Source organism: Streptomyces sp. NPDC001700 (assembly GCF_053596435.1).
In genome coordinates this window covers 89334-101982 of sequence record NZ_JBSFGE010000028.1, presented here as the reverse complement: position 1 = coordinate 101982, position 12649 = coordinate 89334, and the positions used below count along the sequence as shown (strand labels likewise).

Annotated in this window: 14 protein-coding genes; 5 read left to right on the top strand and 9 right to left on the bottom strand. The window is 74.8% G+C overall.

Annotation, left to right across the window (positions count from 1 at the left end):
- Nucleotides 1-9: 9 nt before the first annotated feature.
- Entirely contained in the window at nt 10-1371 is a 1362-nt protein-coding gene (locus ACWC5C_RS35615) for a M20/M25/M40 family metallo-hydrolase (protein ID WP_450882380.1), read from the bottom strand.
- A 149-nt stretch (nt 1372-1520) separates the two neighbouring features.
- Here ACWC5C_RS35615 and ACWC5C_RS35610 point away from each other — a divergent pair, with 149 nt between their 5' ends.
- A complete protein-coding gene (locus tag ACWC5C_RS35610) occupies nt 1521-2726 on the top strand; it encodes a geranylgeranyl reductase family protein (protein ID WP_385442305.1) in 1206 nt (401 codons plus the stop codon).
- Between the two features lie 7 nt (nt 2727-2733).
- Here the strand turns inward: ACWC5C_RS35610 and ACWC5C_RS35605 are convergent, their stop codons facing one another.
- Entirely contained in the window at nt 2734-3186 is a 453-nt protein-coding gene (locus tag ACWC5C_RS35605) for a nitroreductase/quinone reductase family protein (RefSeq protein ID WP_450882378.1), read from the bottom strand.
- A gap of 140 nt (nt 3187-3326) precedes the next feature.
- On the opposite strand from ACWC5C_RS35605, the gene ACWC5C_RS35600 reads away from it, so the two are divergent.
- The 3 genes from ACWC5C_RS35600 (at nt 3327) to ACWC5C_RS35590 (ending at nt 6120) form a co-directional block, all read left to right on the top strand.
- Complete coding sequence (locus ACWC5C_RS35600; RefSeq protein WP_450882376.1) at nt 3327-4025, top strand: TetR/AcrR family transcriptional regulator; 699 nt, start codon at nt 3327-3329, stop codon at nt 4023-4025.
- 89 nt (nt 4026-4114) lie between these two features.
- Entirely contained in the window at nt 4115-5449 is a 1335-nt protein-coding gene (locus tag ACWC5C_RS35595) for a sensor histidine kinase (RefSeq protein ID WP_450882374.1), read from the top strand.
- A gap of 5 nt (nt 5450-5454) precedes the next feature.
- Nucleotides 5455-6120 carry a response regulator gene (locus tag ACWC5C_RS35590; RefSeq protein ID WP_450882414.1) on the top strand — a complete coding sequence of 222 codons (666 nt, stop codon included), beginning with the start codon at nt 5455-5457 and terminating at the stop codon, nt 6118-6120.
- Between the two features lie 25 nt (nt 6121-6145).
- On the opposite strand, the gene ACWC5C_RS35585 is transcribed toward ACWC5C_RS35590, so the two are convergent.
- The 4 genes from ACWC5C_RS35585 to ACWC5C_RS35570 form a co-directional block, all read right to left on the bottom strand.
- Entirely contained in the window at nt 6146-7045 is a 900-nt protein-coding gene (locus ACWC5C_RS35585; RefSeq protein WP_450882372.1) for a DUF2797 domain-containing protein, read from the bottom strand.
- Nucleotides 7042-7287, bottom strand: a complete 246-nt coding sequence (locus ACWC5C_RS35580) for a DUF6332 family protein (protein ID WP_450882370.1) — start codon at nt 7285-7287, stop codon at nt 7042-7044. The genes ACWC5C_RS35585 and ACWC5C_RS35580 overlap by 4 nt, the downstream gene beginning before the upstream one ends.
- Nucleotides 7288-7345: 58 nt before the next feature.
- Nucleotides 7346-8080 carry a maleylpyruvate isomerase family mycothiol-dependent enzyme gene (locus ACWC5C_RS35575; RefSeq protein WP_450882368.1) on the bottom strand — a complete coding sequence of 245 codons (735 nt, stop codon included), beginning with the start codon at nt 8078-8080 and terminating at the stop codon, nt 7346-7348.
- 61 nt (nt 8081-8141) lie between these two features.
- Nucleotides 8142-9374, bottom strand: a complete 1233-nt coding sequence (locus tag ACWC5C_RS35570) for an MFS transporter (protein ID WP_450882366.1) — start codon at nt 9372-9374, stop codon at nt 8142-8144.
- On the opposite strand from ACWC5C_RS35570, the gene ACWC5C_RS35565 reads away from it, so the two are divergent.
- Nucleotides 9365-10618 (top strand): ROK family protein, encoded by a 1254-nt coding sequence (locus ACWC5C_RS35565; protein WP_385442321.1) that lies wholly within the window; start codon nt 9365-9367, stop codon nt 10616-10618. The genes ACWC5C_RS35570 and ACWC5C_RS35565 overlap by 10 nt on opposite strands.
- A gap of 6 nt (nt 10619-10624) precedes the next feature.
- Here ACWC5C_RS35565 and ACWC5C_RS35560 read toward each other — a convergent pair whose 3' ends face one another.
- From ACWC5C_RS35560 to ACWC5C_RS35550, 3 genes are all read right to left on the bottom strand, one after another.
- Nucleotides 10625-11212, bottom strand: a complete 588-nt coding sequence (locus ACWC5C_RS35560; protein WP_450882364.1) for a DUF4865 family protein — start codon at nt 11210-11212, stop codon at nt 10625-10627.
- Between the two features lie 38 nt (nt 11213-11250).
- Nucleotides 11251-11832, bottom strand: a complete 582-nt coding sequence (locus tag ACWC5C_RS35555) for a TetR/AcrR family transcriptional regulator (RefSeq protein ID WP_450882362.1) — start codon at nt 11830-11832, stop codon at nt 11251-11253.
- 98 nt (nt 11833-11930) lie between these two features.
- Nucleotides 11931-12566 carry an ATP-binding protein gene (locus tag ACWC5C_RS35550; protein WP_450882360.1) on the bottom strand — a complete coding sequence of 212 codons (636 nt, stop codon included), beginning with the start codon at nt 12564-12566 and terminating at the stop codon, nt 11931-11933.
- Nucleotides 12567-12649: the final 83 nt, after the last annotated feature.

Genomic DNA, 12649 nt, shown 5'->3' with positions numbered 1-12649 from the left:
CCGGCCGATTCAGGCCTTCTTGCCGGTCGCGTACGCCTCCAGGAACAGCGCTTCGGTCAGCGAGAGCTTCTCCAACTCCTCCGGCGAGACGCTCTCGTTGACCGCGTGGATCTGCGCCTCCGGCTCGCTCAGGCCGATCAGCAGGATCTCCGCCTCCGGGTACAGCGAGGCGAGCGTGTTGCACAGCGGGATCGAACCGCCCTGGCCCGCCGTCGCCATCTCCTGGCCGTCGTACGCCACCCGCATGGCCTCGCGCATCGCCTCGTACGCCGGGCTCCCGGTGTCCGCGCGGAACGCCTGGCCCTGGCCGACCTGCTCCACCGCGACCCGCGCGCCCCACGGCGCCGCCGCCTCCAGATGGGCGGACAGCAGCCGGTTCGCCTCGGCCGCGTCCACGCCCGGCGGCACCCGCAGGCTGACCAGCGCCCGCGCGCTCGCCTGGACGGAGGCGGTGGCGCCGACGACCGGCGGGCAGTCGATGCCCAGTACCGTGACGGAGGGACGGGCCCAGATGCGGTCGGCGACCGTGCCCGAGCCCATCAGCTCGACCCCGTCCAGCACCCCGGCGTCCTTGCGGAAGGCCTCCTCCGCGTACTGGAGGCCGTCCCAGGCCGTCTCCGGGGCGAGGCCGTCGACCGTGGTCGAACCGTCCTCCGCGCGCAGCGAGTCCAGCATCCGGATCAGCGCGGCGAGCGCGTCCGGGGCGGCACCGCCGAACTGGCCGGAGTGCAGATTCCCTTCGAGGGTGTCCACCGATACGCGCAGCATCGTCATCCCGCGCAGGGTCGCGGTGACGGTCGGCAGCCCCACCCGGAAGTTGCCCGTGTCGCCGATCACGATCGCGTCGGCGGTCAGCAGTTCCGGATGCGCCTCGGCGTACCGCTCCAGGCCGCCGGTGCCCTGCTCCTCCGAACCCTCCACGATCACCTTGACGTTGACCGGGACGCCGCCGTGCTCCTTCAGCGCGCGCAGCGCCGTCAGATGCATGATCAGGCCGCCCTTGCAGTCCGCCGCGCCGCGCCCGTACCAGCGGCCGTCGCGCTCGGTCAGCTCGAAGGGCGGGCTGAGCCAGGCGTCCTCGTCCAGCGGCGGCTGCACGTCATAGTGCGCGTAGAGCAGGACGGTCGGGGCACCGGCCGGGCCGGGCAGGAAACCGTAGACGGACTGGGTGCCGTCGGGGGTGTCCAGCAGCGCCACGTCCTCGAACCCCTCGGCGCGCAGCGCCGCCGCGACCCACTCCGCCGCCGCCTCGCACCCGCTGCGCGGGAACTGCGCCGGGTCCGCCACCGACGGGAAGGCCACCAGCTCGGCCAGCTCGGCCAGGGCGCGGGGCTGCAGTGCGGCGACGGTGGCGGCGAGGTCCTGTTCCATGGGGGAACGCTCCTGGTTTACGCGGCGTTGAGGGGTGGTGTGCGGAGTGGTGCGGTGCGCCGATCATCCCACAGCAGGTTCGGCCACCGGCGCGCCGTAGGATGCCCGGTAGGCGCAATCAGGACGGGCGATTGGGAGCGGAAGCACACGTGAGCAGCGACAACGCAGCCCCGGACAAAGAGACGGTATGGGACGTCGTCGTGGTCGGCGCGGGGCCCGCGGGTGCCTCCGCGGCCCACGCCGCGGCGTGCGCCGGCCGCCGGGTGCTGCTGCTGGAGAAGGCCGAACTGCCGCGCTACAAGACGTGCGGCGGTGGCATCATCGGCCCCTCGCGCGAGGCGCTGCCGCCCGGTTTCGAGCTGCCGCTGCGTGAGCGCGTCCACGCGGTGACCTTCTCGATGAACGGGAAGCTGTCCCGGACCCGCCGCTCCAAGCACGCGCTGTTCGGGCTGATCAACCGGCCGGAGTTCGACGCCGGTCTGGTCGAGGCGGCCAAGGACGCGGGCGCCGAGGTGCGCACCGGCGTGAGCGTCACCCGGGTTGAGCAGCACGGCCCGTCCGTGCCGGACCGCCGCACCGTGGCGGTCGTCCTCGGGGACGGCGAGACGGTGCTGGCGCGGGCCGTGGTCGGCGCGGACGGCAGCGCGAGCCGGATAGGGGCGCATGTCGGGGTGAAGCTCGACCAGGTGGACCTGGGCCTGGAGGCGGAGATCCCGGTTCCGGAGACGGTCGCGGAGGACTGGGCGGGCCGGGTGCTCATCGACTGGGGCCCGATGCCCGGCAGTTACGGCTGGGTCTTCCCCAAGGGCGACACGCTGACCGTCGGCGTCATCTCGGCGCGCGGCGAGGGCGCGGGCACCAAGCGCTATCTGGAGGACTTCATCGCCCGGCTCGGCCTCGCCGGATTCGAGCCGAGCATCTCCTCCGGCCATCTGACCCGCTGCCGCTCCGACGACTCGCCGCTCTCCCGGGGCCGGGTGCTGGTGTGCGGGGACGCGGCCGGGCTGCTGGAGCCGTGGACGCGGGAGGGCATCTCCTTCGCGCTGCGCTCGGGCCGTCTCGCGGGGGAGTGGGCGGTACGGATCGCCGAGGCGCACGACGCGGTGGACGCCCGGCGCCAGGCCCTCAACTACGCGTTCGCGATCAAGGCCGGTCTGGGCGTGGAGATGGGCGTCGGCCGCCGGATGTACGCGGCGTTCGCCCGCCGTCCCGGGATGTTCCACGCGGCCATCACCGGCTTCCGCCCGGCGTGGCGCGCGTTCACGAAGATCACGCGCGGTACGACGACGCTGGCCGACCTGGTCCGTACCCACCCGGCGGCGCGCCGGGCGCTGGCGGCGATGGACAAGAAGTAGCGGAGGCTCAGGCGTCCGTGACGGTGACGCGGAAGACCGGGTGCATGAGGGCGATCCGGGCGAGTTCGGCGTCGTCGGAGGTGGCGGTCACGCCGTCGAAGAAGGCGCCGACCTCCCACCCCCACCGCTTCAGATAGGCCCGCAGCACCGCCGCCTTCTCCTCGCCCTCGGGCAGCTCGGCGGCGGTGAACGGCCGCGTCCGGCGGCCCTTGCGCAGCTGCCCGCCCCTGGCCGCCCGCAGATTGCGCACCCACTGGGCGTTGCCGCGCGCCGAGACGAGATACCGCTCGCCGTCCAGGGCCAGCGGGTTGACCGGGACGCGCCGCATCGCCCCGCTGGACCGGCCCGGAACGGACAGCTCCGCCGCGCCGAAGAGGCTGAGCCCGTGCCGCGCCAGCCACGCCACGGCACCGTGGACGGGCACCTCGAAGCGGCGGGGCTCGATGTAGTGCTGCGTCATGACGTCCTCCGTCTGCTGCGGTGAACCACCCGCGAGAGCGGTGCTCTCGTTGAAGAGCATTGTGCGCAGAGGTCCCGGAACATGGCAAGAGCGGTGCTCTCGTTTTAGGGCGCCGATCCGAGAGATGGCAGACTGTACGCATGACCGCGATCCGAGGGGCCAGGGAACGGGCCCGCGCCGAAGTGACCGCCGCCATCAAGGAAGAGGCGCGCCGCCAGCTGGCCGACCAGGGCGCGGCCAAGCTGTCGCTCCGGGCCGTCGCCCGCGAGCTGGGCATGGTCTCCTCGGCCCTCTACCGCTACTACCCGAGCCGCGACGAGCTGCTGACCGCGCTCATCGTGGACGCGTATGACGCGATCGGCGCCGCCGCCGAGGCCGCGCTCGCCGCGACGCGCGGCGACGACGCCCCCGTGGCGCGCTGGACGGCGGTCTGCCGGGCGGCCCGGGGCTGGGCGCTCGCCCACCCGCATGAGTACGCGCTGCTCTACGGCTCCCCGGTGCCCGGTTACTCCGCGCCCGAGGCCACCAACGCCCCCGCCGCCCGCATCGCCCTCACCCTCGTCGCGGTCGCCCGCGACGCCCATGCCGCGGGTGCCCTGCGCGTACCGGAGGCGGCGGAGCTGCCGGAGGGGGTGCGGGCGGACGTCGCGGCCCTGACCGACGTCCTCGACGCCGAGCTGCCCGCCGAGGCGCTGGCGGCGCTCGTCGCGGCGTGGGCGCAGCTCTTCGGGCTGATCACCTTTGAGCTGTTCGGCCACTTCCATGGGGTGGTGGCGGCGCGGGAGGAGTTCTTCGGGCACACGGCAGCCGCCCTGGGGCGCCAAGCGGGCCTCCGGTAGCGGGCCCCTGCGGGCTACTCCGGTGGGAGTACGGGCGATCACCGCGCACGGGGGACGCCGTTCGCGGGTGGCCGGTCTAGCGTTGCCGTATGCACGAATTCACGGGGGAGCGGGGGCCTGGGCACGGGCCTGGTAGCGAACCGGGGCGCGGTCCGGGCGGGTGGTGGCGCGGGGCGCCCTGGTACGGCGGGCCGTTCGGCCCGCCGGGCACCTCCGTGCCCTGGCGCTCCTCGCTCGCCGTCGCCGTCATCCAGCTGGTGGGCACGGGGTTCGCCGCCCAGCGGCAGCCCGACCGCACCGACCTCGGCCCCGGCCTGTACGCGCTGCTGCTGGCCGGGCCCGCGCTGCTGCTCCTGCGCCACCGCCATCCCCGGCTCGCCGTCCTCGGCGTCTCGGCGGTGACCTTGGGCTACCTCGCCGTGGGCGGGCCGAACGGCCCGGTCTTCCTCAGCGTCGTCGTCGCCTGCGTCGCGGCCGTCGCCGCCGGGCAGCGGATGGCGGCCTGGTGCGCGGTCGGCGCGCTGTGGGCGGGGCGGCTGCTCATCGCGCACTGGCTCTACCGCTGGCTGCCGCCGCCGGGCGACCCGTCCGCCGGTTGGGGGCAGGAGGCGGCGGTCGCGGCCTGGGCGGCGGCGGTGCTCGCGGCGGCCGAACTCGTCCGCGTACGGCGCGAGCAGTGGGCCCGCGAGCGCGCGGAGCGGGCGGCGGCGGTACGGCGCCGGGCGGACGAGGAGCGGCTGCGGATCGCCCGCGAACTGCACGACGTCCTCGCCCACAGCATCTCGGTCATCAACGTCCAGGCGGGGGTCGGCCTCGCCCTCCTCGACCAGGACCCTGAACAGGCCCGCACCGCCCTGACCACCATCAAGGCGGCCAGCAAGGAGGCGCTGGGCGAGGTACGCCAGGTCCTGGACACCCTGCGCGCCTCCGGCGCCGCGCCGCGCCAGCCCGCCCCGGGCCTGGACCGGCTCCCGGAGCTGACCGAACAGGCGGCGGGCGCGGGGCTGACGGTGGAGGTCGCGACGCGGGGCACCCCGGCCGCCCTGTCGCCGGGCACGGACCTGGCCGCGTTCCGTATCGTCCAGGAGGCGCTGACCAACATCGTCCGCCACTCGGGCTCGCGGACCGCGCACGTCCGGTTGTCGTACGCCCCGCAGGAGCTGGAGCTGCGGGTGGACGATGACGGCCCGGCGACCACGCACGACACGGCGGACCGCGCGACGGGCGGCGGCAACGGCCTGGTCGGCATGCGCGAGCGTGCCGCCGCCCTCGGCGGCACGGTCGAGGCGGGCCCCCGCCCGGACGGCGGTTTCCGCGTGCACGCGCGCATCCCGCTCACCGCCGCGCCCGCCACCGCACACGATGCGCCCAAGACCGCCGCGCCCCACGCGCCCAAGACCGCCGCGCCCGAGGAGGCACCGTGAGCCGAGTGATCCGCGTCCTGCTCGCCGACGACCAGCTCCTGGTCCGCGCGGGCTTCCGGGCGCTGCTGGCCGCCCAGCCGGACATCGACGTGGTCGCCGAGGCCGCCGACGGCGAGCAGGCCCTGAAGGAGGTGCGGGAGCGCCGCCCCGATGTCGTGCTCATGGACATCCGCATGCCCCTCCTCGACGGACTCGCCGCGACCCGCCGGATCACCGCCGACCCCGCTCTCGCCGAGGTGAAGGTGATCATGCTGACCACCTTTGAGCTGGACGAATACGTCTTCGAGGCCATCCGTGGCGGCGCCTCCGGCTTTCTGGTCAAGGACACCGAACCGGAGGAACTGCTGCGCGCGGTGCGGGCCGTGGTCGACGGCGACGCGCTGCTGTCGCCCGGGGTCACCCGCCGCCTCATCGCCGAGTTCGCCGCCCGCTCGAAGGAGCCCGCGCCCGCCTCCGTCCTCGCGGAACTGACCGAGCGGGAACGGGAGGTGATGGCCCTGGTCGGAATCGGCCTGTCGAACGAGGAGATCGCGCGGCGGCTGGTCGTCAGCCCGCTCACCGCCAAGACCCATGTGAGCCGCACGATGGTCAAGCTGGGCGCGCGCGACCGCGCCCAACTCGTCGTCCTCGCCTATGAGTCGGGACTCGTACGCCCCGGCTGGCTGGGCTGACCTCCCCAGCCCGTGGCGCGGCGCGTCAGAACAGCGCCTCCGGACGCGCGGCCTCCCGCGCCGGAACCTCCACCGGGGCCGTCGTCTCCGCGTCCGCCGGGGCCGCGCCGAGTGGACGGCCCGCCAGCAGTCGGCCGTCCAGCAGCAGGGCGCGGCCGTCCGACGTGGTCAGCTGGATGTCCGGGCCCGCCACGCCTTCGACGCGCCCCGCCACCGTGCGGTCGGCGGCGAGCCGGATCACCCCGTGCACCGGACCCAGCCGCTCCAGATGGAACGCCTCGTCGTGGTGGACCGGTGCGAAGGCGGTGACGGCCAGCGACTCCGGCAGACCGCCGAGCCCGCGCGCCCGCGCGTGCAGCGCCGCGAGTTCGGCGGCGCGGTGCTCCCGGGGCGGCGGCGCCTCCCGGGCGGCGCGCTTGGCCGCGTACGGAAAGCGGTCCGGGACGCCGAGCGCGGCGCCCAGCACGGCCTCCGCGCGGCGCGCGGCCATCAGCGGACCCCGGCCGAGCAGCGCGTACGAGAGCGCGGCCTGCTCCAGCAGCCGTACGCCCTGCCGCTCGGCCGCCGTGATCCCGGCCTTGACCAACCCCGGCCCGAACCAGGCGAGATAGACGTCGTACGGGCGGGGGTCGTCGGTGCGGGTGTCGGCGGCGACCGAGTACGAACGGTCGAGCCGGGCGCAGTCCGCGCACTGGGACGAGACGGCGGACGCCGACACCTCGGCGCCGTCCGGGCACGGGGTGTGCCTGGCCCCCCGGCGCACGCCGGTGCAGTGGCGCCCGGGCCCGGTGGTGAAGGCCAGCGGACGGCCCCGCGTCAGCGCGGACGTCCGCTCACCGTGGACCGGATGGCGCCAGACGAGGGCGGGGCCGGAGCCGTACGACCAGCGCAGCCCCGCGCACCGCCACCGCCCGTCCCCGGTCACTCGCGCCGCCCCTTACGAGGCGGCCACAGCACCCGTATCACGCGGTAGGCGAACCCGGCGGTGGCCGCGACGGCGGCCGCCGTCCGCCACGCGGCCTCCTGGGCCTGCCCCAGCTCCCCGAAGAGCGCGGGGCTCGCGACGGCGAAGAAGAGGACGGCCGCCAGCAGCCCGCCCGTGACCAGGGCGAACACGATCTCCACGGTGAGCGCGTCCCGGTCGGCCTGGCTACGGGTTCCGGTCATCCGGCATCAGTCCTCTGTCGTATCCGGTCGCTGGTCCTCTTCTTGGCGCTCTATCCGCTCACAGGGACGACCGCTCCCGCCACACCTGCGCCAGCGACAGATCGCCCTTGCCGCTCAGCGCGCTGTACGGCAGCCGGTTCCACGCCATCATGTACAGCTCCCCGGCCGGGCCGGTCAGCTCGCAGTCCGCGTCCCCCTCGCCGTCCCGCGTGGTGCGCGGGATCGCTTCGCTGAGCCGCACCGTCCAGATGTCGTCGGTGTCCGTGGCCCGCAGCCGCAGGGTGCGCGGGGCGTCCGTACGCACCTTGCTCAGCTCCGTCGCATGGAAACGGAGCAGCAGCTCATCGATCCCGTCCGCCGCGAAGGCCGGGTCGAAGGGCGAGTGGTCCGCGCCGAGCGCCGATTCCGCGTCGACCCGGTGGATCGACGTCTCGTGGGCCTGCCGCCGGGCCCAGAACGCCAGCGGCGCGGGGTCGGGCAGGAACGTGTAGCACTCCAGGGACGGATCAGCGTCGGTGAGCGCCTTGACCAGCGTCCGATGGCTTTCCCGGTACCAGGCGACCAGCTCGGCGCCGTCCCGCTCCGGCTCGTCGGGCAGCTGAATCCGCTCCGTCAGGCCCTCGGCGACGTAGCGGGCCACCCACCGGTGCACCCGCCCGGTGTGCGACAGCAGGTCCCGGACCTGCCACCCGGGGCAGGTGGGCACCCGGGCGTCCGTGCCCGCCTTGGCCGCGGCGTCGGCCAGCAGCTGCCCCTCGCGGTCTACGACGTCGATCAGCTCGGCAATCTCCATGGCGGAATTCTGCCAGCCACCTCTGACATGCGGGGTGACGTGGCGAAATTCAATCCGGCGGTCAATCCGGCCCGGGGCGTACGGCGTTGCGGGTGGCGTACGCGACGACGGCCGCGACCGCCGCCAGCCCCGCGACCGTGGTGAGGGCGGCGGGCAGCGAGAACCAGTCGGCGAGGAAGCCGATCGCGGGCGGGCCCAGCAGCATGCCGCCGTAGCCGAGGGTGGAGGCCGCGGCGACCCCGCTGGGGCCGGTCAGCGCGCCCGCCCGGGCGATGGCCACGGGAAAGAGATTGGCCAGGCCGAGCCCGGTGACCGCGAAGCCCAGCAGGGTGAGCCAGACCGTCGGCGCGAGCGCGCCCAGCAGCATCCCAGCCGCCGCCGTGGCGCCGCCCCCGGTCAACGTCGCGGTCTGGCCGAGCCGTTCGAGCAGCGCCGTACCGGACAGCCGCCCGATGGCCATCGTCAGTGCGAAGACGGAGTAACCGGCGGCCGCGACGCCCGCGGACGCGTCGAGGTCCTCGCGGAGATGGAGCGCGGCCCAGTCCGCCATCGCCCCCTCGCCGTACGCCGTGCACAGGGCGATCAGGCCGAATACCGCCACCAGCCAGCGCGCGGGACCGCGCCGCGCTCCGGCGGATGCCCCGGCCGCCGGGCTCGTATCGGTTTCGGGCGGCGACGGCGGCGGAACGGAGAGCAGGGTGCGGCCCGCGCCCGCCGCGAGCACCAGCCCGACGGCGGCCAGCAGCGCCAGATGGCGGGTGGGGGAGAGCTGGCCCGCGAGCAGCCCGCCGAGCCCCGCCCCGGCCATCCCGCCCAGGCTGAACGCCGCGTGGAAGCTGGGCATGACGGGCCTGCGCAGCGCGGCGATGAGATCGACGGCCGCGCTGTTCATGGCGACGTTGAGCCCGCCGAACGCGGTGCCGAAGACCAGCAGCACCAGCCCGAGAGCGAGCGCGGAATGGGTCAGCGGCGGCAGCGTGACGCTGAGCGAGAGCAGCACGGCGAGGGCGACCGTCGTGGCGTGGCTGCCGAACCGGCGGCAGAGCCACCCGGTGGTCATCATCGTGGCCGTGGCACCCACCGACACGCACAGCAGGGCGAGTCCCAGGGCGCCCGCGGAGGCGCCCGTCTGGTCCTTGATCGCGGGGATGCGGGCCACCCATCCGGCGAACACGAAGCCGTCGAGGGCGAAGAACACCGTGAGGGCGGCGCGGAGTTGGGACAGGGCGCGCTCGGGGGTCGCGGTCCCGCGCTTCCCCGGAATGGCCGTCCATGTTTTGTTTGATGTCGGCACAAAGTGAGAATAGGGGCGTGACCCAGACACGGACAAGGCTCGAGCGGGGCCGGGGCGCTCTCGGCCCGGCACTGGCGCTCGTACACACCGGCCGCGCACCCACCCGCGCGGTGCTCACGACCGAACTCGGGGTGACCCGCGCGACCGCGGGGGCCGTCGCCGCCGAGCTGGAGGCGCTCGGCCTGATCGAGGTCGACGCGCGGCCGCTCGGCTCCGCCGGGGCGCAGGGCCGCCCCTCGCACCGGCTCTCGATCGCCCCGCGCGGGCCCGTCGCCCTCGCCGCCCAGGTGCACGCCGACGGCTTCCGGGCGGCGCTCGTCGGGCTCGGCGGGAACATCGTCGCCACCGCCCCCGGCCGCATGACGGTGCCCGCCGACCCGGCGCACGTCATCGACGCGGTCGTCGAGGCCGGAGCCCAGCTGCTGCGCGAGACCGGCCGCCGCTGCGTGGGCGCCGGGCTGGCCGTGCCGTCCGCGGTCGCGGAGCCCGAGGGCACCGCGCTGAACCCGCTGCACATCGCCTGGCCCGCGGGCGCGCCGGTGCGCGAGCTGTTCACCCGGAGCCTGGCCGAAGCGGGGATCCGCGGCGCGGACGGGGAACCGCTCACCGGCCACGCGGGCAACGACGTCAACCTCGCCGCCCTCGCCGAACACCGGCACGGTGCCGGGGGCGGCGCCCAGCATCTGCTGTGCGTCGCCACCGGACACCGCGGCGTCGGCGGCGCGCTGGTCCTCGACGGGCGGCTGCACACCGGCAGCGCGGGGCTCGCCCTGGAGGTCGGCCATCTGACCGTCAACCCCGAGGGGCCGCCCTGCCACTGCGGCAGCCGCGGCTGCCTGGACATCGAGACCGACCCGCTCGCCTTCCTCGACGCCGCAGGGCGCGAGCCCGGCCCCGAGGGGTCGCTGCTCCAGCAGGCCCGTGACCTGATCCGCGCGGACTACGCCGATCCGTCGGTGCGGGCCGCCGCCGAGCAGCTCATCGACCGCCTGGGCCTCGGGCTCGCCGGGCTCGTCAACATCCTCAACCCCGACCGCATCATCCTCGGCGGCCTCCACCGCGAGCTGCTGGAGGCCGACGCGGAGCGGCTGCGGGCGGTCGTCGCCGAGCGCAGCCTGTGGGGGCGCAGCGGGGGCGTACCGATTCTGCCGTGCACCCTGGACCACAACGGCCTGGTGGGCGCGGCGGAGCTGGCGTGGCAGCCGGCGCTGGACGACCCGCTGACGGCGCTGGGCGTGGCGTAGCGCCGCCTACCAGTGCCGTCCCTCGGGGAGTGCGGTCAGGTCCGGGGCCGAGAGATGGAGCACCTGGTAGCGGTCGCCGGGCTCTTCGGGCGGCGAGGAGTGGGCCCAGAGCGTGAAGCGCACCAGCTCCCAGCCGCGCGGGTCGATGCCGAGCGCCGCCGAGTGCACACCCTCGGCGGTCGCCCGGCGCCGCAGTTCCTCCAGCGCGCCGTCGACGGCCGTCGCGGGATCGGCGGCGGCCGGGACCGGCTCGGTGTGGCGGACGGCGGTGCGCGGCGCGGCGACGGTGGCCGGGCCGCGGTGGAAGGCCAGCCCCTGCCAGTGTTCGACGGCGGGGCGGCCGAAGTCCTGGACGATGCCCCGGAATCCGGGACCCCACAGGAAGCGGTTCATGGCGTCCGGGGCGAACCAGAGGTAGAACGGCGCGTAGGAGTTGACCGGTGAGCCGTCGACCCCGCGCTCGCGGATGCCGTACGCCTTGAGGCCGAGCCCCGGGAAGTCGTCCAGGAGGTGTCCCTTCGACTCCACCCGATGCCGGATGATCTTCATGTCGTAGTCGGCGGGCAGCGTGATCCGGTACTGCATCGCATGCATGAGCGGGCTCTTCTCTTCTCCTGGAACCGGCAATTCCGTTACCTGGCAGGGGAATCGGGCGCCCGGTGGCCGGCCAGCAGGGCGAGCAGGCCGTCCACGGCGCTGTCGAAGGGGGCCGCCGACTCGGCCGCGCGGGCCAGCACATAGCCGCCCTGTACGGTCGCGACGACCGCCGAGGCGGTACGGGCCGGGTCCAGCCCGGCCGTGAACTCGCCGCGCTCCCGCCCCTCGGCGAGGACGTCCGCCAGCCGCCCGCGCAGCCAGTCCAGTGTCTCGTCCACCGGCTGCCGCAGCACCGGATCGGCGATCACATCCGGATCCATCGTCAGCCGCCCGATCGGACAGCCGCGCAACACATCGCGCTCGCGCCGCAGATAGCCGCGCACGCGGTCGTACGCGCCCCCGGGGCCGGACAGCGACGCCTCCGCCGCGGCCCGCAACTCCTCGGCGGTGCGGCGGATGGCCGCGAGCGCGAGATCGGGCTTGCCCGTGAAGTGGTGGTACATGCTGCCCTGGCCCGCCCCCGCCCGCTGCTGGATCGCCTTGGGGCTGGTGCCCACGTAGCCGCGCTCCCACAGCAGTTCCCGGGTGCTCTCGATCAGCCGTTCCGAGGTGGTCATGGGAGGAGTGTACATACCAGTAGGTACAGCGGGGGTGGTGAGCGGGCCGTCCCGTCCGCCTGGGGGCGGGGCGGCCCGAACGCCCGGTGCCGGAACGCTCAGTGGGATACGGCCGACCGGGCGGCCGGTGCCCGCTCCCGTACGGCCGGTGCGGGCGCGGGCGCGGCCACGGGGGCCGGTGCGGGCGCCGGGGATACCGGGGTCACCGGGGATACCGGGGCCGGTGCGGAGGCCGGGGTGGGGGCCGTTACCGGGCGGGTCAGGCCCGCGCGGTGCGGCGGCGCGGTACGGCCCGCTCCGTACGCCGCGTACGGCGAGCCGGTCGCGGTGGCGGGCTGCGGCACGGCCAGGGTGAACCAGACGACCTTGCCGCTGCCGTCGTCCCGTACGTCCATTCCCCAGGTCTGGCTGACCGCCGCGACCAGCGCGAGCCCCCGGCCGTGCGTGGACACGGGGTCGGATTCGCGGACCCGGGGCAGCCGCGGATCCTGGTCGCGGACCGATACCGTCAGCCGGTCCAGCATGAGGGCGATCTCGACCGTGCACTGCTTGTCCGGCTCGGCGTGCCGGTGGACATTGGTGAGCAGCTCGGTGACACCGAGCGCCGCCGGGTCGATGAGCGGATCCAGGTGCCAGTAGCGCAACTGCGCCGACACGATTCTGCGGACCTGACCGATCCGCGACGGCAGGGCTTGCAGCTCCACCGTGCAATGCCTGCTAGGACGACTGATCACGGCTGCGACTCCCTGAAGAAGTTGGGGCTAGCCTGATGCAGATGCGGGCGGCGAACGCGTTCAGCAGTGGTGGCTGCCGTGCG